Source organism: Streptomyces blastmyceticus (assembly GCF_039521185.1).
Classification (GTDB): domain Bacteria; phylum Actinomycetota; class Actinomycetes; order Streptomycetales; family Streptomycetaceae; genus Streptomyces; species Streptomyces blastmyceticus.
On sequence record NZ_BAAABW010000026.1, the window covers coordinates 181,335 to 204,386 of the forward strand.

Annotated in this window: 25 protein-coding genes; 8 read left to right on the forward strand and 17 right to left on the reverse strand. The window is 70.6% G+C overall.

Annotated elements, in window-relative coordinates:
* Positions 1–4 precede the first annotated feature (4 nt).
* Entirely contained in the window at positions 5–1,042 is a 1,038-nt protein-coding gene (locus ABD269_RS23345; protein ID WP_344120674.1) for an NUDIX hydrolase, read from the reverse strand.
* A 284-nt stretch (positions 1,043–1,326) separates the two neighbouring features.
* Positions 1,327–2,292: an ROK family protein gene (locus ABD269_RS23350; protein ID WP_344120676.1), complete on the reverse strand. Its 966-nt coding sequence runs from the start codon at positions 2,290–2,292 to the stop codon at positions 1,327–1,329.
* 190 nt (positions 2,293–2,482) lie between these two features.
* Here ABD269_RS23350 and ABD269_RS23355 point away from each other — a divergent pair, with 190 nt between their 5' ends.
* Complete coding sequence (locus ABD269_RS23355) at positions 2,483–3,472, forward strand: LacI family DNA-binding transcriptional regulator (RefSeq protein ID WP_344122013.1); 990 nt, start codon at positions 2,483–2,485, stop codon at positions 3,470–3,472.
* 3 nt (positions 3,473–3,475) lie between these two features.
* On the opposite strand, the gene ABD269_RS23360 is transcribed toward ABD269_RS23355, so the two are convergent.
* The 6 genes from ABD269_RS23360 to ABD269_RS23380 all read right to left on the reverse strand — a co-directional run bounded on the left by ABD269_RS23360 (position 3,476) and on the right by ABD269_RS23380 (position 7,982).
* Positions 3,476–4,750, reverse strand: coding sequence for a DUF6986 family protein (locus ABD269_RS23360; RefSeq protein WP_344120678.1), 1,275 nt, complete (start codon positions 4,748–4,750; stop codon positions 3,476–3,478).
* Between the two features lie 158 nt (positions 4,751–4,908).
* Complete coding sequence (locus tag ABD269_RS23365; protein ID WP_344120681.1) at positions 4,909–5,871, reverse strand: electron transfer flavoprotein subunit alpha/FixB family protein; 963 nt, start codon at positions 5,869–5,871, stop codon at positions 4,909–4,911.
* 118 nt (positions 5,872–5,989) lie between these two features.
* Positions 5,990–6,775, reverse strand: coding sequence for an electron transfer flavoprotein subunit beta/FixA family protein (locus ABD269_RS23370; RefSeq protein ID WP_301890937.1), 786 nt, complete (start codon positions 6,773–6,775; stop codon positions 5,990–5,992).
* 189 nt (positions 6,776–6,964) lie between these two features.
* A complete protein-coding gene (locus ABD269_RS23375; RefSeq protein WP_344120685.1) occupies positions 6,965–7,471 on the reverse strand; it encodes a flavin reductase family protein in 507 nt (168 codons plus the stop codon).
* Positions 7,472–7,523: 52 nt separating this feature from the next.
* Entirely contained in the window at positions 7,524–7,604 is an 81-nt protein-coding gene (locus ABD269_RS35415; protein ID WP_367621026.1) for a putative leader peptide, read from the reverse strand.
* Between the two features lie 72 nt (positions 7,605–7,676).
* A complete protein-coding gene (locus tag ABD269_RS23380; protein ID WP_344122014.1) occupies positions 7,677–7,982 on the reverse strand; it encodes a TlpA family protein disulfide reductase in 306 nt (101 codons plus the stop codon).
* 373 nt (positions 7,983–8,355) lie between these two features.
* On the opposite strand from ABD269_RS23380, the gene ABD269_RS23385 reads away from it, so the two are divergent.
* A complete protein-coding gene (locus ABD269_RS23385) occupies positions 8,356–9,084 on the forward strand; it encodes a lysophospholipid acyltransferase family protein (protein ID WP_301890939.1) in 729 nt (242 codons plus the stop codon).
* Between the two features lie 113 nt (positions 9,085–9,197).
* Here ABD269_RS23385 and ABD269_RS23390 read toward each other — a convergent pair whose 3' ends face one another.
* The 3 genes from ABD269_RS23390 to ABD269_RS23400 are packed head-to-tail and all read right to left on the reverse strand — an operon-like array spanning position 9,198 to position 12,453.
* Entirely contained in the window at positions 9,198–10,289 is a 1,092-nt protein-coding gene (locus ABD269_RS23390; protein WP_301890940.1) for a threonine aldolase family protein, read from the reverse strand.
* Complete coding sequence (locus ABD269_RS23395; protein ID WP_301890941.1) at positions 10,268–11,029, reverse strand: SDR family oxidoreductase; 762 nt, start codon at positions 11,027–11,029, stop codon at positions 10,268–10,270. The genes ABD269_RS23390 and ABD269_RS23395 overlap by 22 nt, the downstream gene beginning before the upstream one ends.
* Positions 11,030–11,055: 26 nt before the next feature.
* Positions 11,056–12,453 (reverse strand): DUF6421 family protein, encoded by a 1,398-nt coding sequence (locus ABD269_RS23400; RefSeq protein WP_344120689.1) that lies wholly within the window; start codon positions 12,451–12,453, stop codon positions 11,056–11,058.
* 339 nt (positions 12,454–12,792) lie between these two features.
* Between ABD269_RS23400 and ABD269_RS23405 the strand changes: the two genes are divergently transcribed.
* From ABD269_RS23405 to ABD269_RS23415, 3 genes are read left to right on the forward strand one after another with little or no spacing between them, the layout of a single operon-like run.
* A complete protein-coding gene (locus ABD269_RS23405; protein ID WP_344120691.1) occupies positions 12,793–13,764 on the forward strand; it encodes an ABC transporter substrate-binding protein in 972 nt (323 codons plus the stop codon).
* A gap of 38 nt (positions 13,765–13,802) precedes the next feature.
* The gene (locus ABD269_RS23410; protein ID WP_344122017.1) at positions 13,803–14,690 is read left to right on the forward strand and encodes an amino acid ABC transporter permease; all 888 of its coding nucleotides are present in this window, start codon (positions 13,803–13,805) and stop codon (positions 14,688–14,690) included.
* A complete protein-coding gene (locus ABD269_RS23415; RefSeq protein WP_344120693.1) occupies positions 14,687–15,451 on the forward strand; it encodes an amino acid ABC transporter ATP-binding protein in 765 nt (254 codons plus the stop codon). Before ABD269_RS23410 ends, ABD269_RS23415 begins: the two co-directional genes overlap by 4 nt.
* Positions 15,452–15,527: 76 nt before the next feature.
* Here the strand turns inward: ABD269_RS23415 and ABD269_RS23420 are convergent, their stop codons facing one another.
* Positions 15,528–16,076, reverse strand: coding sequence for a GNAT family N-acetyltransferase (locus tag ABD269_RS23420; RefSeq protein ID WP_301890945.1), 549 nt, complete (start codon positions 16,074–16,076; stop codon positions 15,528–15,530).
* Positions 16,077–16,154: 78 nt separating this feature from the next.
* On the opposite strand from ABD269_RS23420, the gene ABD269_RS23425 reads away from it, so the two are divergent.
* Positions 16,155–16,547: a VOC family protein gene (locus ABD269_RS23425; RefSeq protein ID WP_344120696.1), complete on the forward strand. Its 393-nt coding sequence runs from the start codon at positions 16,155–16,157 to the stop codon at positions 16,545–16,547.
* Positions 16,548–16,641: 94 nt separating this feature from the next.
* Here the strand turns inward: ABD269_RS23425 and ABD269_RS23430 are convergent, their stop codons facing one another.
* The 4 genes from ABD269_RS23430 to ABD269_RS23445 form a co-directional block, all read right to left on the reverse strand.
* Positions 16,642–16,797, reverse strand: a complete 156-nt coding sequence (locus ABD269_RS23430) for a DUF6131 family protein (RefSeq protein ID WP_344120699.1) — start codon at positions 16,795–16,797, stop codon at positions 16,642–16,644.
* A 392-nt stretch (positions 16,798–17,189) separates the two neighbouring features.
* On the reverse strand, positions 17,190–17,672 hold the full coding sequence (locus ABD269_RS23435; RefSeq protein ID WP_344120701.1) for a hypothetical protein: 483 nt from the start codon (positions 17,670–17,672) through the stop codon (positions 17,190–17,192).
* Entirely contained in the window at positions 17,669–18,010 is a 342-nt protein-coding gene (locus ABD269_RS23440) for a DUF6415 family natural product biosynthesis protein (RefSeq protein WP_344120703.1), read from the reverse strand. Before ABD269_RS23440 ends, ABD269_RS23435 begins: the two co-directional genes overlap by 4 nt.
* Positions 18,011–18,170: 160 nt before the next feature.
* Positions 18,171–18,623 carry a hypothetical protein gene (locus ABD269_RS23445; RefSeq protein WP_344120706.1) on the reverse strand — a complete coding sequence of 151 codons (453 nt, stop codon included), beginning with the start codon at positions 18,621–18,623 and terminating at the stop codon, positions 18,171–18,173.
* 421 nt (positions 18,624–19,044) lie between these two features.
* Here ABD269_RS23445 and ABD269_RS23450 point away from each other — a divergent pair, with 421 nt between their 5' ends.
* Positions 19,045–20,280, forward strand: a complete 1,236-nt coding sequence (locus tag ABD269_RS23450; RefSeq protein ID WP_344120708.1) for a helix-turn-helix domain-containing protein — start codon at positions 19,045–19,047, stop codon at positions 20,278–20,280.
* A gap of 9 nt (positions 20,281–20,289) precedes the next feature.
* Entirely contained in the window at positions 20,290–20,832 is a 543-nt protein-coding gene (locus ABD269_RS23455; protein ID WP_425572963.1) for a GNAT family N-acetyltransferase, read from the forward strand.
* Positions 20,833–21,461: 629 nt separating this feature from the next.
* Here ABD269_RS23455 and ABD269_RS23460 read toward each other — a convergent pair.
* Positions 21,462–23,048: a S1 family peptidase gene (locus tag ABD269_RS23460; RefSeq protein WP_344120710.1), complete on the reverse strand. Its 1,587-nt coding sequence runs from the start codon at positions 23,046–23,048 to the stop codon at positions 21,462–21,464.
* Positions 23,049–23,052: the final 4 nt, after the last annotated feature.

A 23,052-nucleotide genomic window follows, 5' to 3' on the forward strand; every position in this document is an offset into this window, starting at 1 on the left:
GCCGTCAGCCGACGGGGACGCCCGCTTCGAGGTTGAGCGGGCGTCCCTGTTCGCGGGCGCGCAGCGCCCACCGGAGTCTGCTCAGCCGCACGGGCGGCAGCAGGGCCGCCGCCTCGCTCTCGGTGACGAAGCGCCAGCCGCGCAGTTCGGAGCCGGGCAGCAGGAGCCGGTGCGCCTCGGCCGCCGCCAGCCGTCCGCCGTCGAAGAGGAACCGCAGGCCGCCGTAGCCGGGCGGCTTCGGCGGCTCCCAGTCGACGACCAACAGCCTTGGTACCTCGGGGAGTTCGATGCCGATCTCCTCTGCCACCTCGCGCATCCCGGCGCGGGCGGGCGCCTCGCCCGGTTCGACCACCCCGCCGGGGAATTCCCAGCCGGGCTTGTAGGTGGGGTCGACGAGGAGCACCCGGTCCTCCTCGTCGAAGAGCAGGACCCCGGCGGCGAGGGTCTCGGCCGTGGGTTCGGGGGTCTGGACGATCTCGCAGGCGGCGGCACTGCCGCTGCGTACGGCCTCCGCGACCTGTTCGGCGACCTGACGTGGTGTCAGCCCGCCGGTGTCCACGGCGAAGGCGTCGGCGCGGAGCCAGGACAGCGCCGCGTGGTAGGGGGCGATGTGGTCCAGCGCCCAGCGCCGGACGCTCTCGCTGCGCTCCGAGTCGTCCCCGTACTCCTCACGGTTCGCGATACGCGCCCGCAGTATCGTTTCGTCAACCGTCAGCAGCACATGCCGAACAGGGATGCGACGAGAGGCGAGGGCCCCGAAGATCTCGTCCCGGTACTCCTGTCGCAGCAGGGTCATGGGGACCACGAGCACCCCGCCGACCTCGGCGAGCAGGGCCGCCGCCGCGTCCACGACCAGCCGCCGCCAGATCGGCAGGTCCTGGTAGTCGCCGACCTCGCCCATCCTCTTCGGCGGCACCAGATGGCGCAGGGCTCCGCCGATCACCTCAGGGTCGTAGAGGGTGCTGCCGGGAATCAGCTCGGTCAGCTCTCTCGCCGTGCTGGTCTTCCCCGTACTGAACGCGCCGTTCAGCCAGACGATCACGGTTCCCCCTTCTCCGTAGACCCCTGTGAAGTGCCCGGAACACCTTGCCACGGAAACGCGTGCGAGCGGCATGGTGCGGCGCCCGGCCCCCGATCGGCCGCTGAGGGCCGGATTCCGCCTGTCACGCGCCCTCGGCCGCGCCGGTCGGTGCGGCCGCCGCCCACCGCCTCCCCTGTGTCACCACCGCGCCGGCCAGGCCGGGTTCACGCTTCGCACGGCCGGCCCGCGTCCCCGGCACCGCTTCCCGCGCATACCCCCGCGCCGGACTTCCACCCCTGCGGGTGTCAGCCTGCCGTGGGCGGCGTCCAGAGCCCCAGTTCCTGTGCCGCGGCGGCCGCCGCGCCCACCAGCCCCGCGTCGGAGCCGAGCCGGGCCGGGAGCACCTCGACCCCCGACGCGAAGGACAGCGTCGCGTAGTCCCGCAGGCGCTCGCGGAGCGGGGCGAAGAGGACGTCCCCGGCCCCCGCGACACCGCCGCCTATGACCGCCACCTCGATCTCGACCAGGGTGGCCGTCGCCGCGATGCCGGCCGCGAGAGCCTGCGCGGCCCGTTCGAAGGAGGCGCGTGCCGCCGCGTCCCCCGCGCGGGCGGCGGCCGCGACGGCGGCCGCGCTCCGGTCGCCGCCCGGGTCCGGGCGCCAGCCCGTGTCGAGCGCGCGGCGGGCGATGTTGGGGCCGCTGGCGATGCGTTCCACACAGCCGCGCGCCCCGCAGGGGCAGGGGTCGCCGTCGAGGTCGACGCTGATGTGCCCGATGTGACCGGCGTTGCCCGTGGGTCCGGTGTGGAGGCGGCCGTTGAGGACCAGGCCGCCGCCGACTCCGGTGGACACGACCATGCACAGGGCGTTGGCGCGGCCACGGGCGGCGCCCTGCCAGTGCTCGGCCGCGGTCATGGCGACACCGTCGCCCACCAGCACCACCGGCAGCCCGCCCGCCCGTTCGCGCACCGCGGCGACCAGCGGGAAGGCGCGCCAGCCCGGCACGTTGACCGGGCTGACCGTGCCGCGGGAGGCGTCGACGGGCCCCGCGCTGCCGATGCCCACCGCCAGCACCCGCGGCCACTCGGCGGCGCGCGCGAGTTCCTCCAGCACCTGCGCCACGGCGCCCATCACCGTCGCGGCGTCCTCCCGCGCGGGCGTCGGCCGCTGGGCGCGGACGACCAGGCGCCCGTGGTCGTCCACCAGCGCTCCCGCGATCTTGGTGCCGCCGATGTCGAGAGCCGCGACGAGGCCGGAGCGGTCGGTGTGCATTTGGTGCGATATCTCCTGATCCACGGGCGGCGAAAGGGTGTGCGGACGCCAGTCTCCCCAGAGTTGACAACGTTGTCCAGGCTCTATGCTCGACGTCACCCCCACGCTTCGACGCCAGCCGTGACACACAAAGGAACGAGCCATCGTGGCCCAGACCAGCCCGCAGTACCGCTACGGCAACCGCCCGACCATGAAGGACGTGGCGGCGCGCGCGGGGGTGGGCCTCAAGACCGTCTCCCGGGTGGTGAACGGCGAGCCGGGCGTCACCCCGGACACCGAGCGGCGCGTGCAGGACGCGATCACCGCGCTCGGCTTCCGCCGCAACGACAGCGCCCGCATCCTCCGCAAGGGCCGCACGGCGTCCATCGGACTGGTTCTCGAAGATCTCGCCGACCCCTTCTACGCACCGCTCAACCGCGCCGTCGAGGAGGTCGCCCGCGCCCACGGCGCCCTCCTCATCAACGGCTCGAGCGCCGAGGATCCCGACCGCGAGCGGGAGTTGGCACTCGCCTTCTGCGCCCGCCGCGTCGACGGCCTGATCGTCATTCCTGCGGGCGACGACCACCGCTATCTGGAACCCGAGATAGCGGCGGGCATCGCCACCGTCTTCGTGGACCGCCCGGCCGGGCGGACGGCCGCGGACGTCGTGCTCTCCGACAGCTTCGGCGGCGCCCGCGACGGCGTCGCCCACCTCGTCGCCCACGGCCACCGCCGCATCGGCTTCATCGGCGACCAGCCGCACATCCACACCGCCACCGAGCGGTTGCGCGGCTACCGCGCCGCCATGCGGGCCGCCGGGCTGCCCGTGGAGGAGAACTGGGTCTCGCTCGGCCCGACCGCCCCCGAGCGCGTCCGGGCGGCGGCGGAGGCCATGTTCTCCGGACCGCGGCCGGTGACCGCCCTGTTCGCGGGCAACAACCGCGTGACGGTCACCGCCGTGCGCGTCATCGCCGCGGCGGCCCGCCCGGTCGCCCTCGTCGGCTTCGACGACTTCGAGCTCGCCGACCTCCTCTCCCCCGGCGTCACCGTCGTCGCCCAGGACGCGGCGCGGCTCGGACGCACCGCGGCGGAGCGGCTGTTCCGCAGGCTGGACGGAGTGGTGGAGGCCCCGCGGCGGGTGGAGCTCCCCACCCGCCTGATCGTGCGCGGCTCCGGCGAACTGCCGCCCGCCGAGAGCTGATCGCTATCCCGCCCGGCCCGCCAGCAGATCGAGGTCCGCACGCGCCAGCCCGGTCGGCCCGGTGACCTCGGCGCTGTCGATCGCTCCGCAGTCCAGCCCCCGCAGCAGATAGCCGCTGAGTGCCCTGGCCGTGGCGGGTTCATCCAGTACGGAGCCACCCACACGTTGCATATATGCCGTCAGTCGCTCGGCGGCCTGCGCAAGTCCCTCACGGTAGAAGGCATACACCGCCGCGTAGCGGGTCGGCAGATGACCCGGATGCATGTCCCAGCCCTGGTAGTACGCACGCTCCAGCGCCCGGCGCACGAGCCCGTGATGGAGCCGCCAGGCGTCGTGCACCTGTCGCGTCGGGCCGACGGGCAGCACGTTCGTCGAGCCGTCGGAGAGCCGGACCCCGGTGCCCGCGGCCGCGACCTGCATGACGGCCTTGGCGTGGTCGGCCACCGGGTGGTCGGGCGACTGCTGCGCCGCGCCCACCCCGCAGGAGGCGCTGTAGTCGAACGTGCCGTAGTGCAGCGAGGTCGCGCGGCCCCCGGCGGCGTCGATCATCCGGGCGACGGTGGCCCGGCCGTCGGCGCCCAGGACCGCCTGTGTGGTCTCGATCTGGATCTCGAAGCGGATCCGCCCGGCCGCGAGGCCCCGCGCCTTCTCGAACTCCTCGGCCAGCCTGACCATCGCCGTGACCTGCTCGGCGTAGGTGACCTTGGGGAGGGTGAGCACCAGCCCCGCGGGCAGCCCGCCCGCCTCCATCAGCCCGGTGAGGAAGATGTCGAGGGTGCGGATGCCGCGGTCGCGCACGGCCGCTTCCATGCACTTCATGCGGATGCCCATGTACGGGGCCGCCGTGCCGTTCTCGTACGCCCGCGCCACCAGCCGCGCCGCCCGCGCGGCGGCCGCGTCCTCCTCGGCGTCCGGGCGCGGCCCGTAGCCGTCCTCGAAGTCGATGCGCAGGTCCTCCACGGGCTCGCGCCCCAGCTTGGCCCGTACGCGCTCGTACACGAGTCCGGCGAGGCCGTCGGGTATCCCGAGGACGGCGGCGAGCGCGGCGGCGTCGGGGGCGTGGGCGTCGAGAGCCGCGAGCGCCTGGTCTCCCCAGGAACGCACGGTGTCGGCGGCGAAGGCGTCGGCGGGGACATAGACCGTGTGGACGGGCTGGCGGGTGCCCGGGTCACCGGGGTAGCGGCGCGCGAGGTCGGCGTCGACGTCGGCCAGGGAGGCCCCGATGCGTTCCTTCAGCGCCTCGTCGAAGGTTGTCGCGACCGTCCGGTGCTGCCCCATGCGTCACCCTCCACGTTTCCGCTGACCGGAATTCCCTGTCCGTGCAGCGAAGTTAGCGATGGCCCGGCGGAAGGTCAACAGCCCCGCCGGCTCCCGGTGCCGCAGACGCCGTGAGGCCCCGTACGCCTACGCGTACGGGGCCTCACGGGTGGACGGGGTCAGCCCTTGCGGGACGTGACCTCCTCGGTGAGCTGCGGGACGACCGCGAAGAGGTCGCCGACCACGCCGTAGTCGACCAGGTCGAAGATCGGGGCCTCGGCGTCCTTGTTGATGGCGACGATCGTCTTCGAGGTCTGCATGCCGGCCCGGTGCTGGATCGCGCCGGAGATGCCCGCCGCGATGTACAGCTGCGGCGAGACCGACTTGCCGGTCTGGCCGACCTGGTTGGTGTGCGGGTACCAGCCGGCGTCGACGGCGGCGCGCGAGGCGCCGACGGCCGCGCCGAGCGAGTCGGCCAGGCCCTCGATCAGCGAGAAGTTCTCGGCTCCGTTGACACCACGGCCGCCGGAGACCACGATCGCGGCCTCGGTCAGCTCGGGGCGGCCGGTCGACTCGCGCGGGGTGCGGGAGACGACCTTGGTGCCGGTCGACTTCTCGCCGAAGGAGACGGCGAGCTGCTCGACCGTACCGGCGGCCGCTGCGGCCTCCGGGGCGGCGGAGTTGGGCTTGACGGTGATGACCGGCGTGCCCTTGGTGACGCGCGACTTGGTGGAGTACGAGGCCGCGAAGACGGACTGCGTGGCCACCGGGCCCTCGGCGCCGGCCTCCAGGTCGACGGCGTCGGTGATGATGCCCGAGCCGATGCGGACCGCGAGGCGGGCCGCGATCTCCTTGCCCTCGGCGGAGGACGGGACGAGCACGGCGACCGGGGAGACGGCCTTGTACGCGGCCTCCAGGGCGTCCACCTTGGGCGCGACGAGGTAGTCGGAGAACTCGGACGCGTCGGCCGCGAGGACCTTCACCGCGCCGTACTCGCCGAGCGTCTGCGCGGCGGCGTCGGCACCGGCGCCCAGGTGCACGGCGACGGGCTCGCCGATGCGGCGGGCGAGGGTGAGCAGTTCGAGGGTGGGCTTGCGGACGGCACCGTCCGCGTGGTCGACGTAGACGAGAACTTCAGCCATGGGATGGGACTCCTGCGCAGAAAAAGGGGCGGATGACGGTTCGTACGGGCTGACGGAAGTTCAGCCGCGGTGGGGACCGGGAGCCTTCGCGGGCGCGCCGCGGGGTCCGGAGCCGCCGCTAGATGAACTTCTGGCCCGCGAGGAACTCGGCGAGCTGCTTGCCGCCCTCGCCCTCGTCCTTGACCACGGTGCCGGCCGTGCGGGCCGGGCGCTCGGTGGCCTCGTCGACCTTGGTCCAGGCGCCTTCGAGACCGACCTCTTCCGCCTCGAGGCCGAGGTCGGACAGGTCCAGGGACTCCACCGGCTTCTTCTTGGCGGCCATGATGCCCTTGAAGGACGGGTAACGGGCCTCGCCGGACTGGTCGGTGACGGACACGACGGCCGGGAGGGAAGCCTCCAGCTGCTCGCTCGCGGCGTCGCCGTCGCGGCGGCCGGTCACCTTGCCGTCGGCCACGGCGACCTCGGACAGCAGCGTCACCTGCGGCACGCCCAGGCGCTCGGCGAGCATGGCCGGGACCACGCCCATGCCACCGTCGGTGGAGGCCATGCCGGAGATGACCAGGTCGTAGCCCACGTGCTCGAGAGCCTTGGCCAGCACCAGCGACGTGCCCAGCGCGTCGGTGCCGTGCAGGTCGTCGTCCTCGACGTGGACGGCCTTGTGGGCGCCCATGGACAGCGCCTTGCGCAGCGCGTCCTTGGCGTCCTCGGGGCCCACGGTCAGCACGGTGATCTCGGCGTCGTCCGCCTCGTCGGCGATCTGCAGCGCCTGCTCGACCGCGTACTCGTCGAGCTCCGAGAGCAGGCCGTCCACGTCGTCACGGTCGACGGTCAGGTCTTCGGCGAAGTGCCGGTCGCCGGTGGCGTCGGGCACGTACTTCACACAGACAACGATCCTCAAGCTCACGCCGGCTCTCCTACTGCATCGTCTCTTCGTAGCTGCCTTGTGCAGGCAGCATAGGCGCCTTGTGGGGCGTATCCCGTTCGGACCGGGCAACGCCCCGAACGGAATGTTACTCGTCAGTACACCCAGCGCGTTCCACGAATGCAAGGCACGTCAACTGTGATCTGGCCAACGCGGTCGACCAGGGACGTCTCAGTCCCGCAGACCGTTGAAGCGCCCCTGGTGATAGACCAGCGGACGACCCGCTCCTTCGGGGTCGCCCGCGACGACTTCCGCGAGCACCAGCCGGTGGTCCCCGGCGGGGACCCGGGCGACCACCCGGCACACCAGCCAGGCCAGGACGCCGTCGAGCAGCGGCACCCCTTCGGGGCCCGTCCGCCAGCTGGTGGGCGACGCGAAGCGGTCGGCGCCGCTGCGCGCGAAAGTAGCGGCCAGTTCCTGCTGGTGCTCGCCGAGTATGTGGACGCCTATGTGCTCGGCCTCGGCGAGGACGGGCCAGCTGGAGGAGCCGGTGCCGACGCCGAAGGAGACGAGCGGGGGTTCGGCTGCGACGGAGGTGAGCGAGGTGGCGGTGAAGCCGACCGGCCGGGTGCCGTGCGCGGTGATCACGGCGACGCCGGAGGCGTGCCGGCGGAAGACGGAGCGGAGCAGTTCGGGAGTGGCGAGTCGGGGCGAGCCGAGTCCGGGCGTGGCCGTCATCGATCTGTCCTTCTGGTGGAGGTCCAACCGGGAGAGGTACGGTCTCGGGTGCTCATCCCCCCGGACAGCGCGCACCGGCCGTCCGCAGCAGATCGACGTGCACGCGTCCGTAGAGAAGCAGTCCAGGCCACATAACGTCACACTGACGATCTGGCGTGTACACCGTCAAGTACGGCCGGGTAGATGGGAGATGGATCACGGTGCGTCATACCGCGGCACCGAGCGCCGCGATGACATCGGCCTTGCGGGGCTGCCCGGCCGCCCGGCGCACGACGCGGCCGGCCGCGTCGAGGACCAGCACGGTCGGGGTGGCGCTGATGCCCAGGGCGCGGACGAGTCCGAGTCTCGCCTCCGCGTCGATCTCGACGTGCGCGACGCCCTCGACCATGGCGGCGACCTCCGCCAGGGTGCGTCTGGTCGCCCGGCACGGCTGGCAGAAGGCACTGGAGAACTGGACGAGAGTGGCTCGCTCCCCCAGTTCCGCACCGAGCCCGGCGGCATCCAGCCGCATCACTTCGTCCCGCACCGGCACGCTCGCCCCTCCGCGGTCGTCCACGTCCACGGGGCCACTGCGGACCCGTGGTGTTCCGCCGATTGCAGCGCCGCCGGGGCCGCAGAAATTTCCCGCCGCGCCCTCGAACGCGCCCCCGGCCGGCTCCCGCGGGGGTCTGCCCGGATCTGTCCGGGGTGCGCGGTGTACCTTCGGCAGTACCGGACAGCGTCCCGCACCGCGGGCCGACGTGACGAGAATCTCCTGGCCCGCGGGGCGTCCTCGCTGGTCCATGGGCCGGGCGATCAGGCACGATCGGCCGGGAGCCGAGAACCTACGGCCGCGTAACTTCAGCCGGGAGAACCCTCCCCAGGCCCAGAAGGATTTCCCCGATATGGCAGAACTCGTCTACCCCCCGGTGATCGGTGCCGCCCGCTCCATGTTCAAGGCACTCGATCTGCGCTTCGACATCCAGGGCACCGAGCACGTGCCGCAGCGCGGCGGGGCGGTCCTGGTGAGCAACCACATCGGCTACCTCGACTTCATCTTCTGCGGGCTGGCCGCCCGGCCCGCCAAGCGGCTGGTGCGCTTCATGGCGAAGGAGTCCGTCTTCCGGCACAAGGTGTCGGGGCCGCTGATGCGCGCGATGAAGCACATCCCCGTGGACCGCGCGGCCGGCATGGACGCCTACAAGCACGCGCTGTCCGCGCTGCGCTCGGGCGAGATCATCGGCGTCTTCCCGGAGGCGACGATCTCCCAGTCGTTCACGCTGAAGAACTTCAAGTCGGGCGCGGCCCGGCTCGCCCAGGAGGCGGGCGTGCCGCTGCTCCCGATGGCGCTGTGGGGCACCCAGCGGCTGTGGACCAAGGGCCACAAGCGGGATCTGGGCCGCCACCACATCCCGATCACCATGCGGGTGGGCGAGCCGATGGCCGCCGATCCGGCCGAGCACGCGGACACCGTCACCGAGCGGGTGCGGGGGCGCGTCCAGGAGCTGCTGGAGGCGGCTCAGCGGGCCTATCCGGTCCGCCCCAAGGGTCCGGACGACACCTGGTGGATCCCCGCCCACCTCGGCGGCACGGCGCCGACCCCGGCAGAGGCCGCGGCCCTCGACCGGCGCTGACCGGCCGGGCCGGGGCTCTCCCCGGTCCACTCCATGATCGCGAACCGTGATGACGCGTCCGGCCGCAATGTCGATGACATTGCGGCCGGACGCACACTCATGCACGGTCGTGCCTACTTCTGCTTGCCCATCTCCGCCGAGAGCGACGCGACGAAGGCGTCCACGTCGGCCTCGGTGGTGTCGAACGAGCACATCCAGCGGACGTCGCCGGCCGCCTCGTCCCAGAAGTAGAAGCGGTAGCTCTTCTGGAGGCGCTCGCTCACATCGTGCGGCAGCCGTGCGAAGACGGCGTTGGACTGCACCGGGTGCAGGACCTCCACGCCGTCGACTCTCCGTACGCCCTCGGCCAGGCGGGCGGCCATGGCGTTGGCGTGCGAGGCGCTGCGCAGCCACAGGTCCCCGGCGAGCAGGGCCTCGAACTGGGCGGAGACGAAGCGCATCTTGGACGCCAGCTGCATGGACAGCTTGCGCAGGTGCTTCATGGCCCGCACCGCGTCCGGGTTGAGCACGACGACGCACTCGCCGAACAGCATCCCGTTCTTGGTGCCGCCGAAGGACAGCAGGTCCACACCGGCATCGGTCGTGAACGCCCGCAGCGGGACGCCGAGCGTCGCCGCGGCGTTGGCGATGCGCGCGCCGTCGAGGTGGACCTTCATGCCCCGCTCATGGGCGTGGTCGCAGATCTCCCGGATCTCCTCCGGCGTGTAGCAGGTGCCGAGTTCGGTGGTCTGGGCGATCGAGACGATCTGCGGCTGCGCCCGGTGCTCGTCGTCCCAGCCCCACGCCTCCCGGTCGATGAGCTCGGGGGTCAGCTTGCCGTGCTCGGTCGGCACGGTCAGCAGCTTGAGCCCGCCGACCCGCTCGGGCGCCCCGCCCTCGTCGACGTGGATGTGCGCCGTGGCGGCGCAGATCACCGCGCCCCACCGCTCCGTGGCCGCCTGGAGGGCGACCACGTTGGCGCCAGTGCCGTTGAAGACCGGGAACGCCTCGGCGGTCGGGCCGAAGTGACCGCGCATCACCTCCTGCAGATGCGCGGTGTAGTCGTCCTCCCCATAGGCGACCTGGTGGCCGCCGTTGGCGAGGGCGAGGGCCGCCAGGATCTCGGGGTGCGCCCCGGCGTAGTTGTCGCTGGCGAAACCGCGCGACTCGGGGTCGTGCCGCCGTACGGCGTCGGTCGTCGCGGTCACGGTTGCGGAGTCAGCCACTGACGGGTTCCGTTCACTTCTTGGGCGGGCATCTCCCAGACGCCGACGATGGCCTCGGCCAGGTCCTTGACGTCCGTGAATCCCGCGAACTTCGCGTTCGGGCGCTCGGCGCGCATGGCGTCGTGCACCAGGGCCTTGACCACCAGGATGGCGGCGGCGGCCTGGGGGCCGCTCTCGCCCCCCGCCTTGCGGAAGGCGTCGGCGAGCGCGAGCGTCCATGCCTCGGCGGCGGCCTTGGAGGCGGCGTACGCGGCGTTGCCCGCGGTCGGCTTGGAGGCACCGGCGGCGCTGACGAGCAGATAGCGGCCGTTGCCGCTGCGCTGGAGCGGGGCCTCGAAGGCGAGCGAGGTGTGCTGGACGGTACGGATGAGCAGCTTCTCCAGCAGCTCCCAGTCCGCCAGGTCGGTCTCGGCGAACGACGCCGAGCCACGCCAGCCGCCCACCAGGTGCACCAGGCCGTCGACCCTGCCGAATTCCTTCTCGGTGCGGTCCACCCAGTTGCGGGTCGCCTCCAGGTCGAGCAGGTCCACGATGTCGCCGGTGACCGTGGCGCCCCCGTGGGCGTAGCGGGCGGCGTCGACGGCCTCGGCGAGGCGGGCCGCGTCGGCGTCTGAGGCGACGACCGTCGCCCCGGCCTCGGCCAGTCGCAGCAGGGTCGCGCGCCCGGCCGGTCCGGCCGCACCCGCCACCGCCACGACTGCGCCGTCCAGCCGGCCGTCGCCGTTCGTCGCTGTGCTCATGATCGTCGCCTCCTTCTCACGCTTGTTCACGCGGCCACCTGCCCCTCGCTCGCCGCGGTGATCCCCTTGGTCGAGGCGATCACGCTGCGCAGCTTCTTGGCAAGGGCCTCGTAGAACATGCTGAGCGGGAACTCGTCCGGAAGCACGTCGTCCACGAGCTTGCGCGGGGGCTGGGTCAGGTCGAGGGCGTCGGGGCCCTTGGCCCATACGGAGCCGGGGTGCGGTGCGAGGTAGGTCGAGACCAGCTCGTAGGCGGCGAACCAGTGCACGAGCTTGGGGCGGTCGATCCCGTCGCGGTAGAGCTTCTCGATCTCGCCGCACAGCTGGTTGGTGACCTGCGGGGCGCGGTCCCAGTCGATGTGCAGGGTGTTGTCCGTCCAGCGTACGACGTCGTGCTGGTGGAGGTAGGCGAAGAGCAGCTGCCCGCCGAGGCCGTCGTAGTTGCGCACGCGCTCGCCGGTGACCGGGAAGCGGAACATCCGGTCGAAGAGGACGGCGTACTGCACGTCGCGGCCCTGGGAGTAGCCGTCGGCCTCCAGTTTCACGGCCTCCTTGAAGGCCGTGAGGTCGCAGCGCAGCTCCTCCAGGCCGTACATCCAGAACGGCTGCCGCTGCTTGATCATGAAGGGGTCGAACGGCAGGTCGCCGTGGCTGTGGGTGCGGTCGTGGACCATGTCCCACAGGACGAAAGCCTGCTGGCAGCGGTGCTGGTCGCCGACCATCTCCTGGATGTCGGCGGGCAGCTCCAGGCCGAGCGTGGCGACGGCCGCCTCGGTGACCCGGCGGAAGCGGGCCGCCTCGCGGTCGCAGAAGATGCCGCCCCAGGTGAAGCGCTCGGGGGCCTCGCGGACGGCGATGGTCTCCGGGAAGAGGACCGCGGAGTTGGTGTCGTAGCCGGCGGTGAAGTCCTCGAAGGTGATGCCGACGAAGAGGGGGTTGTCGTAGCGGGTGCGCTCCAGCTCGGCGAGCCACTCCGGCCATACGACGCGCAGCACGACCGCTTCGAGATTGCGGTCGGGGTTGCCGTTCTGCGTGTACATCGGGAAGACGACGAGGTGCTGGAGGCCGTCGGCGCGCTGCGCGGCGGGCTGGAAGGCCAGCAGCGAGTCGAGGAAGTCGGGCACGGCGAACCCGCCGTCCGCCCAGCGGCGCAGGTCCGTGACGAGCGCCCGGTGGTACGCGGCGTCGTGCGGCAGGAGCGCCGAGAGACGCTCGACGGCCGCGGTGACCCGGCCGATCTCCGCGCGTACGGCCTCGCCCGGGGGTGCGCCCTCCGCTTCGAGGTCGATGGATCCGTCCGGGGACTGCCACGGCCGGATCGTTTCCACGGCGTCCTTGAGCGTGGCCCAAGCCGGGTGATCGATCACGCGGCCCACCGCTGTTTCGTCGGTCGCTATCGCCGTCGACGCAAGGATTTCCGTCATGGCTGCCCCTCCTCGGGAGAACTTGGCGTTAAGACACCGTATCTGTGTGCGGTTCTTCAGCTCAAGGGGAACAGCCATAAATTATCCTGCCGACCCCCTGGTCGCGCCGCCGTTTTTCCTGTCGGCGTTCGCTCGGGCGGTCTCAGGCGCCTCAAGTCCTCGCGCCCGGCGCATGCGGCCCGCTGCTGCCCTAGACCGGTTCCAGCCATTGGCGGGCGCTTCTCCATGGCTACCCGCCGGGGGCGCCGAGAATTCATGAATCGGCAACAGTCTTCCGCTATTCGGACGGTCCGTGGCCTGACCTGGACAGATCCCGTCGGGCACTGCCACGCTCCCGCCATGCCCGTCGCCAACCAGCGCACACGCCGCACGACTTCCCGTCCCGCCGCCCTCGCCGCCGCCCTCCGCGACCGGCCCTCGGGCCCCTCCGCTCCCTGCCGCGCCGACCGCCTGCCGCGCCTCGGTGCCGCCCTCGCCGTGCTGCTGACCGCGGCCGTCGCCTGTGCCCCGCAGGACGACGCCGACTCCGCGAAGCCCTCCGCAACGCCGCAGGCGGCCGCCTGCGCCAAGGGGCGGCTGGCGACCGAGGCCGCGGGCAAGCTGACCGTGGGCACCGACAAGCCCGCCTACGCCCCGTGGTTCCAGAACGACGATCCGGCCGACGGCAAGGGCTTCGAGTCGGCCGTCGCCTACGCCGTCGCCGACCGGCTCGGCTACGCCGGATCCGACGTGGTCTGGCAGACCGTGCCCTTCAACTCGGCCGTCGCACCGGGGAAGAAGAGGTTCGATTTCGACCTGAACCAGGTCTCCATCAGCGACGAGCGCCGCAAGGCGGTCGACTTCTCCTCGGGCTACTACGACGTGCGTCAGGCCGTCATCGCGCTCAAAAGCTCGCCCGCCGCCAAGGCCACCACGGCCGACGGCCTCAAGCACGTGAAACTGGGCGCGCAGGTGGGCACGACGAGTCTGGACGTCGTCAACAGCGTCATCCGGCCCGACCGGCAGCCCGCCGTCTTCCAGAAGAACGACTACGCCAAGACCGCGCTGAAGAACGGCCAGGTGGACGCGATCGTCGTCGACCTGCCCACGGCCTTCTACATCACCTCCGCCGAGGTCCAGGACGCGAAGATCGTCGGTCAGTTCGAGGCCACCGGCAGCCGGGCCGAGCAGTTCGGGATGGTCCTCGACAAGGGGAGCAAGCTCACCGGCTGCGTCAGTGCCGCCGTCGACTCACTGCGCAAGGACGGCACGCTCGCCCGCCTGGAGAAGACCTGGCTCTCCGAGGCCGTCGACGCGCCGGTGTTCAAGTGACGGCCGAGGGCGCGGCGACCGGCGCACCCCGGGACGCCCTGCGCAAGACGCCCGCGGGCCAGGACGGCACCACTCAGGACGCATATATTCCTTCCGCACGACGCCTGGAGCGCGAACGGATCAAACGTGCGCGAGCGCGTCGGGCCACCGCACTGGCCGCCGTCAGCACACTGGTCACCGGCACCGTGCTGTTTCTCGCAGTCGTCAACTCCCCGGGCTGGTCACGCACCCGGGAGACCTTCTTCAACGCGCACTACGCCCGCGAGGCGCTGCCCAAGGTGCTCGACGGGCTGCTGCTCAACCTCCGGCTGCTGGCCGTCTGCGGGGCAGCGGTCCTCGTGCTCGGCCTGCTGATAGCGATCGCCCGTACGCTGCGCGGCCCGGTCTTCTTCCCGCTGCGGGCCCTCGCCACCGCCTACACCGACTTCTTCCGCGGCCTGCCGCTCGTCATCTGCCTCCTGATGGTCGTCTTCGGCGTGCCGGCGCTGCGGCTGCAGGGCGTGACGACGGACCCGGTGCTGCTGGGCGGTACGGCGCTGGTGCTCACGTACTCGGCCTACGTCGCCGAGGTGTTCCGCGCGGGCATCGAGTCCGTGCACCCAAGCCAGCGGGCCGCCGCCCGCTCACTGGGGCTCTCCGGACCGCAGACCCTGCGCCATGTCGTCCTGCCGCAGGCCGTGCGCCGTGTCGTCCCGCCGCTCCTGAACGACCTGGTCTCGCTCCAGAAGGACACCGGGCTCGTCTCGATCGCGGGCGCCGTCGACGCGGTCTACGCGGCGCAGATCGTCGCCGCCAAGAGCTTCAACTACACGCCCTACGTGGTCGCCGGGCTCGTCTTCGTGGCCCTCACCATCCCGATGACACGGTTCACGGACTGGATCACCGCGCGGATGGACCGCCGACGGGCCCAGGGAGGGATCGTATGAGCACCGCGGAACCGTCGGCGGCCGTGCTGCGGCTGGAGGCCGTACGCAAGACCTTCGGCCGCTCGGTCGTGCTGCGCGACGTCGACCTGGAGGTCGCCCCGCACACCGTGACCGCGCTAATCGGGGCGTCCGGATCGGGCAAGTCGTCCCTGCTGCGCTGCGCGAACCTCCTGGAGGAGATCGACGACGGCGCGATCTTCCTCGACGGCGAGGAGATCACCGACCCGCGCGTCGACCCGGACACGGTGCGCCGCCGGATCGGCGTGGTCTTCCAGGCCTACAACCTCTTCCCCCACATGACCGTGCTCGACAACATCACGCTCGCCCCGCGCAGGGTGCACGGCGTGCCGCGCGCCGAGGCCGAGGAGCGGGCGCGGGAGCTCCTGGAGCGGCTCGGCCTGGGCGGCAGGGCGGGTGAGTACCCGGACCGGCTCAGCGGCGGCCAGCAGCAGCGTGTGGCGATCGTACGGGCCCTTGCAGGGCGGCCCCGGCTGCTGCTGCTCGACGAGATCACCGCCGCCCTCGACCCGGAACTGGTCGGTGAGGTGCTCGGCGTCGTGCGCGATCTCAAGGAGGAGGGCATGACCATGGTCCTCGCCACGCACGAGATGGGATTCGCACGGGACGTCGCCGACCAGGTGTGTTTCCTGGACGGCGGTGTGGTGCTGGAGCGCGGCACGCCCGCCGAGGTCTTCGGCGATCCGCGGGAGGAGCGCACGCGGCGCTTCCTGCGGCGGCTGGTCGAGGCGGGCCGGCTGTAGCCGCACGAGGAGCCGATGGGTAAGGGGCGTCGACCCTGGTCGACGCCCCTTACATCGCGACATCGCGCCTGCCGCGTTACGGCAGTTCCTTGACGAGCAGCTCGAATTCGAGGTCGTCGCGCTGCGGGATGCCGAAGCGCTCGTCGCCGTACGGGAAGGGGGTCATCCGGCCGGTGCGGCGGTAGCCGCGGCGCTCGTACCAGGCGATCAGGTCGTCACGCTGCCGTATGACGGTCATGTGCATCTCGCGGGCGCCCCATTCGGCACGTACGACCCGCTCGGCCTCGGCGATGACCACCTTGCCGAGCCCGGCACCCTGCATCGTCGGACGGACCGCGAACATCCCGAAGTAGGCGTGCGTGCCCCGGTGTTCGAGCTGGCAGCAGGCGACGGTCTCGCCCTCGCACTCCACCACCAGGAGCCGGCTGTTCTCGTCCGTCACCACGGCCTTGACGCCCTCGGGGTCGGTCCGCTGGCCGTCCAGCAGATCCGCCTCGGTCGTCCATCCGGCACGGCTGTCATCACCGCGGTAGGCCGACTCGACGAGCGCCACGAGGTCGGGCACGTCGGCGATGGTCGCTGCCCGGAAAACCGGCTCTGCGGTGCGGCTGCTGGCTGTCTCCATGGTCTCCGTGTGATCCTCTCCGTACGTCTTGGCTGCATACGAACACTAACCCGATCAGCTCTGCGTACAGTCGCGGTCATGGTGCATGTACTGAGCAGCAGGGTGCTACTGCGGCCCACCGATCCGGAGCGGTCCCGGGATTTCTACGGCCGGGCGCTGGGGCTCGCGGTCTACCGGGAGTTCGGAACCGGACCGGAGCGCGGCACGGTCTATTTCCTGGGCGGCGGGTTCCTGGAGATCTCGGGCCGCGCCGACGCGCCGCCGGGCCCCGGCCTGGAGCTGTGGTTCCAGGTCGCGGACGCGGCGGCGGCCCACGAGGAGTTCCTCCGCCAGGGCGTCGTGGTGCTGGAGCCGCCGGAGACCAAGCCCTGGGGGCTGGTCGAGATGTGGATCGCGGACCCGGACGGGGTGCGGATCGCGGTGGTGGAGGTGCCGGAGGGACACCCGATCCGCTATCGCCCGGGCCTCTGACGCCATGCCCGCGCAGGCCGGCCGCGTCGGCGGCCGCACCAGCCCCCGACTACGTCATCTTCAGGCGCAGGCCACCTTGCGCCCGGCGGCTCGGCTACCAGTAGTGGCGACGTCCACCGACCTCGTGGCCGACAGCGCCCAGGACCCACAGGACGGCTCCGATGACGAGGATGACGATTCCAATGGTCCACAGGATGGAGATGCCGGTCAGAAACCCGATGACGAGGAGGATGATCCCGAGGACAAGCATGGGGTGCTCCCAATTTTCGGGAATGTTCTCTTTTCACTATCCGCCTCGGCCATGCTCCGTGCCAGCGGTTCTTCTGTGGGGCGGCCGCAGATCGTTTCAATGACCACGTTGATGGTGTCGCTTACGGCAACGGGGCTGTCGCGTCGCTGTTGGCCCATGACGCCCAGATCCACACCGTGTTCCCGTGGGAACACGCCCCGACCGGCGATGTTCGAGCTGACCCGCGGGATGAGCAGAAAAACCCCCGACCGCAACGCAGACAGAACCGAGCCCCCGGCCAGGAAAGGCCGAGGGCTCGGATGGCCCGCATCGCGCCGCCTGGGGGGCTGGACGCTGCGCGAGCCGTTCACTGGTTCTCCGCAGTTATGAATATTCCTTTCGAATGGGGTGATTCAACAGCCCCGTCCGACACGGACGGTCGTCGTCAACCTGTGCACGCGCTCCGGATCGCAGAGCGATGCGGCACCGTCCGGTGGAGTCAGAAGCCAGTGGACGCCGGGCGGGTCCGCACGGTGAGGTGCGGGTACGGCGATGCTGTGCGAGGACCCGAAGCATTCACAAGGCGCGTTCCACCAGCGCGCGGTTCCCGGGGGCACCAGGGCGTAGTACCAGCCGTACGGAGGTTGGGCGATGACGGCGCTGTCGATCCCAGCTGCCCGGAAGACTGCCTCGACGGCGCCACGGTTACCGGAACCAGCTTGGGAGCGCAGCACCTCCACCGGGATCTGCACCGCGTCGAAGAGAATCCCGGTGAGAACCTGCACTGGATCGCCCCGAAGCCATTCGCCCCGACTGGGAACGAGCAGCGCCTGGGAGAGCCATTCGGTGGCCGCGGCGCCGGCGTCGACGGCGGGCCAGTTCGATTGGGGCTTCATCGGAGGCCCGCGTACAGCAGGAGCGACTTGGCCACGTGGGCAAGGGCGGATACGACCCGCTCCGGCGTCGGGTCGGGGTCCGTGTCGATCATGCTGCCGCTCAGAAGCCGACGACCGCGCTTCGCCGCGCTCTCGCGTACGGCGTCCCCGAACCTCCCGGTCTTTCGCAGGTGTTCGGCCTCGGCCTCCACGAGAGGGATCAGGGCCTCGATGTAAGCGCGGAGTTGCTTCTCCAAACCCTGCAAGGCGGCGTGCTCGCCCTGCGATTCGAGGCCTCGATCGATGTCCTTGGCGATCGCTCCGACGTTCAGCGTGTCGCACGGAGGAGTGGTGGTCATTCTGTCCCCGTCTTCCGGTGGCATGTGCACGTGCAGGTGAGGGATTCGGTCCGGGCGGTGTGAGGCAGCGCTCCGACCCGGCGGATGGGCGTAACGCCGGGGCATTTCCTGTGCTGGCCGACCCGGCAGTGATGCTCGATGTGGGGGCGAGCGGGGCGCATCACAGACACCGCGGCGCCTCTGCCGCTTGCGTGGCTTCGAGGGCTTCACGCAGGTGTCCCGTGTCCGTGAGCGCGGCCCAGGGCGCCCTGAGGAGGACGGTGGGCGGCAGGACCCAGGTGCGGTCGGCTCTGTAGCGGCCGGGCGGTGGGGCGGTGAGCTTCCAGCCGGGCGACGGAACGGTGACGCCGGGAATGCCGATGAGCCTGTACGCGGTGCCGAGCGGTACAAGGACCCAGATCGCGCGTCGGGATCCGCTGGCGATGTACAGGCCGAGGCCGAGATAGCGCTCGGCCATGTAGGCCCTCGCCCTGCGCCCGAGTTCGTAGTCGATCTCGACGATGTCCCATGTCTCACCGGATGTCAGCTCGGTGGGGCACCCGTCGTCCCATGCGGCGCGGACGTTCTGTCGTACTGCAAGGGCGCTGGGAAGCTGGTTTGAGGCCACGGTCACAAATCCGATCCCGCCTCTACAAGGGCGGCGTGGAGTGCGGTGAGGTCGACGAGCTGGCCCGGGCCGGCGGGGAGCGTGCCCCAACACGGTCCGGCGGCGACGCGACAAGTCCTGGTCGGATTCCTGCTCTTAGCTCTGGCCGCAGAGGTGCCAGTCGCGGCAGGTTGAGTGGTCGTGATCATTGAGTCGCCTCAGCATCGTCCATTGCCGCCACCCGCCGGGCGCACGGAGAAGGCACCGGCAGGTGGCGGCGGATCAAGGGTCCGGACACCCGTCAGGGGGCTGCGGTGTGTCGATGCCAGTACAACCGGGTCCCGCCTGCCCCTGAGAGGAAAATTCCGCCGGGTGTTGAGTGCGAGGGGCCGGAAATTTCGGGGGCGCACGGTCCCGTGACCGTGCGCCAGGTGGCTACATTGGGCCCATGGAGGGCAACGCGTGCCTGAGACGCCGCATGGCCGAATCGGGGTACAAACAGGTTGAGCTGGCGGAGAAGGTCAACGCCCTCTTGCCCGTCGGCTGCCACGGGTCGGTCAGCGACCGCACCGTGCGTAACTGGCTCAAGGGAGCGACGCGTTGGCCTCACCCCCGTCACCGGGAAGCATTAGAGAAGCTTTTCGGATGCACGGCCGAGGAACTTGGCTTCATCCCACCACCGGCAGAAGGTGAGGAAGATCCCGTGCGCCGCCGAGACTTCGTGGCTGCCGCCACTGGAACCGCCGTGGCTGCCGCCGTTCCTGCCCACGCCGCTCCTAAACGCGTCGGCTTGTCCGATGTCGAGCGCCTTCAGGGGAAGTTCGCCGCGATCATCGCCACCGATCACCGTGTCGGCGGGCGTGTCAGCATCGAGACCCAAGCTCAGGGGCTGGCAGGGGAAGCCCTGGCCCTCCAGTCGCGCGGCACCGCGAGCCAGCGAACACGCGGAGCGCTCTACGCCACCGCCGCATCATTCATCTCCTCGGCCATGTGGGCCGCCATCGACGGCAGGCGGTTCGAAGCCGCTCAACGCCACCACGACCGCGCGTCCAGCCTCGCCACCATGTCGGGGGACGCCGCCATCCAGTTCCGCATCTGGTCCCATGCCGGAAGCCTGTACCGCCACCTCGGACGCCCGACCGACGCTTTGGCCGCCAACGACGTCGCCCGCGAGTTGCCCATCATCCGCCGCGACCCGCTCTTCGCCTCCCTCGGACACGCCCGGCAGGCGGCCATCCACGGCCTGACCGGCGACGCCACCGCCGTCCGCCGCTCCCTGGGCTACGCGCAAGAAGCCCTTGACCGCGCCGACAACAACGAACCCCGCCCCGTGTGGATGGCCGCCTTCTACGACCAGGCTGAACTCGACGGCCTGGCCGTCGCTGCCCACCTCGCCCTCTGCCAATACGAGGATGCCGAAGCCCGAGCCCACCGCAGTCTCGCCGGCCTCCGCCCGTACATGCACCGGTCCCGTGCCATCACCACAGCCCGCCTGGCCCGCGCGCAGCTCGGCCAGGGCTCCCTCGAAGCAGGCGTCGCAACCGCTATGACCGTGCCAGCGGACGTGACCGCGCATCCCCGGGTCGTCGGAATGCTCACGGATTTCGGCCGTAGGCTCCACGCCACCGCACCTGGCAGCGCGTCCGCCCGCACCTGGGACGAGCACACCCACCATGACGCCTGAAGGAGCCGCGTGACAATCGCCCGCCACCGCATCATCCTGCGCCACGCCACCGACATCGATCACGTGTGGGAGACCCTGATCGAGGTGTATGCCGAGGTGCGTGCCGACCAGCTCCACCGCCCGCACTACTCGGTCGAGCGATACGGCGAGCGCCTGGCCCGGCACGCCCACGACCCCGGGTGGGAGGCCGTCGTGGCCTACGACGGGGACGAGCCCGTCGGCTACGCCTACGTCAACACCCTGACCCCGGATGATCGCTGGTGGCAGCGCATGACAACCCCGCTCCCCGAGGACTGCACCACCACGCCCACGATTGCATTGAAAGAGATCATGGTGCGTGAGACCTGGAGGAAGACGGGGACCGCCCGCCGTATCCACGACGAGTTGCTAGCCGGACGCCCCGAGCAGCGCGTATCCCTGCTGGTGAACCCAGAGGCCGGTGAAGGCAAGGTCTTGGCCTTGTACGAGTCCTGGGGCTACGAAAAGCTCAGCAAGCAGCAGCCGTCACCAGATGGCCCAGTCTTGACGGCAATGCTGCGCGAAATCCATTGAACGGACGTCGATAGAGTTGGTCTGCACCGCCGCGCTTACGCCAGCCATGCCCTGTGTGGGGATCGACACAATCGGGAAGCACGGAGCACCCCCCACGGATTGCTGCCTCATGTCAACGCCACCCCGTAGCCCAATTTCGCATGCCCTCTTCGTCTGAATAGTGCGTCAGCCCGGATCCGGCCGACGGCGACATCCGCGTCAGGGCGATCACACAGGCACGAGCCTGCAGCGGTACCTGCATCAGCCCGCTGCGGCGAGGCCTGTCCTCCAGCCCGGCCAAGGCCTCGCTCGACAAAACGGGCCTTGCAGCGGTCCACAGCACAATCCGTGCACGCAATGCCAGATCAACCGAACCGCAGGAGCTCGCCAACTGCCGCAGATCGGAGAGCTGTTGAGAGGGAGTCGAAGGTCCATACCAGCATCAACGATGCCGACCAACCTCAAGTGACACTACAAGGATCACGAGGTACCAGACGTTAACGAAGCCGCGCCGGAGCCGTCGAATTCGAGACTGGGTGCAAGCCGAGAATACCGCGCCCCGGACACACTCCAATGAACTGCTGTTCCGCTTGGGGGGAGGACGCCGCCTTTCGGCCACATGCATTAGGCAGCGTCCTCCTTCCAGCAGGTCAGCCGACGAGCTGAACCTCGCCGTGGGTGCCGGCGGCGTCGACGCCGGGGTAGTAGCTGAGAGGCCCGTCGTTCCAGCGGACGAGGATGTCGTTGGGGCGGTTGGCGGCGGCGGTGAAGGACCCGGTGGTGAGGATCTGGGCGTTCTTCCAGGCGGATTGCTGGGAGCGGATGCTGGTGCGCCCGTGGTATCCGGTGGAGTCGACGTTCCCGAGGAGGCTTGCGCTGCCGTCGCTCCAGCGGATCACGAGGTCGGCGGTGCTGCCGCCGGTGAATTCGCCAGAGGTGATCTGCTCGGCTGCGGCCCAGGAGTCTCCCTTGTTGATCTGGTATTCCTTGGAGACCTGGTTGGTGTCGGTGTCGGCGTAGAGCGCCGTCTTGCCGTCGTCCCAGACGACGACGAGGTCGTCGCGGAGGGCGTTGGCGGTGTAACGGCCCGCGGTGATCAGACGGGCGCGCTTCCAGGTGTCGCTGTAGGCGAGAGTCTTCTCGTCGTGGAAGCCGTTCTGGTCGACGTGGGTGTACGTCGAGAGCTTGCCGCTGGCCCAGCGCACGGTGATGCCGTCCGAGCCGCTGCCGGTGAAGTTGCCGGCGGTGACGGCGCGGGCGTCCTTCCAGTAGCTGCCCGCGGGTGCGACCTTGTGCTCCATGGAGAAGGCGGGCTTGGGGTTGTTGTGGTCGGCACCCTGGAAGATGCTGGCCGAGCCGTCCTTCCACGCGACGAACAGGTCCATGCGGCGCTTGGCACCGGCGGAGTTGCCCGTGAAGTAACCGGACGCCATGTAGGCGGCGTTCTTCCAGTCGACCCGGGACAGGAGGTTCCGCGAGGAGACGGTCTGAATCCACCCGGCGATGTCGTCGACGCGGGTGTCGACGGCGCCCTTACGGGTCTCGGACTCGTCACTGCCGAAGCAGCCGCCCTGCCCGGAGGTGCCGTTCACGCCGACCAGCTCGTACCGGCCACCGATGTCACGGAACGCCGGGCCACCGGTGTCGCCCTGGCACACGACCGCGTCACCGGACTTGCCGGTGAGGCCGAGGGACGTGTCGTTGACCGTGCCCACAGAGAACTTCGCGTAGTGCAGGCGATCGGGCACCCACTCGTCCTTGGTGCGGCCGTAGCCGGAGACCCACAGATCCTCACCCGGCAGCACAGCGTTGAAACCGACACCGACAGGGGTGACCCCGGTGACCCGCTGATCCAGCCGGGCCATCACCAAGTCACGGCCCTCGCTCGGCACGAGCTCCACAACATTCGCCACAACGCCGCCGTCACGGGTGAGGTCAGTACGCCCGATGGTGGCCGTCGTCTTCAGCTTCGGCGCACCGGCGGCAACCTTGAACCCCTGGGCCGGGTTGTCGGCGAAGCAGCTCGCGGCGGTGACCAGCCACTCCTGCTCGACCAGGGCTGCGGAGCAGCTGCGCTGCCCGCCACCGATGTCGAGCTTGGCTGTGAACGCGAAGGTGCCGTCCTTGGCCGCTTCGCCGACAACCGCGTGGGCGGGCACGCCGGTCAGCAGGCTCGTCGTGACAGCGGATGCGAGAAGCCCGGTCACCCACGCTGCGCGGGGACGTATGGCAGGCATGTTC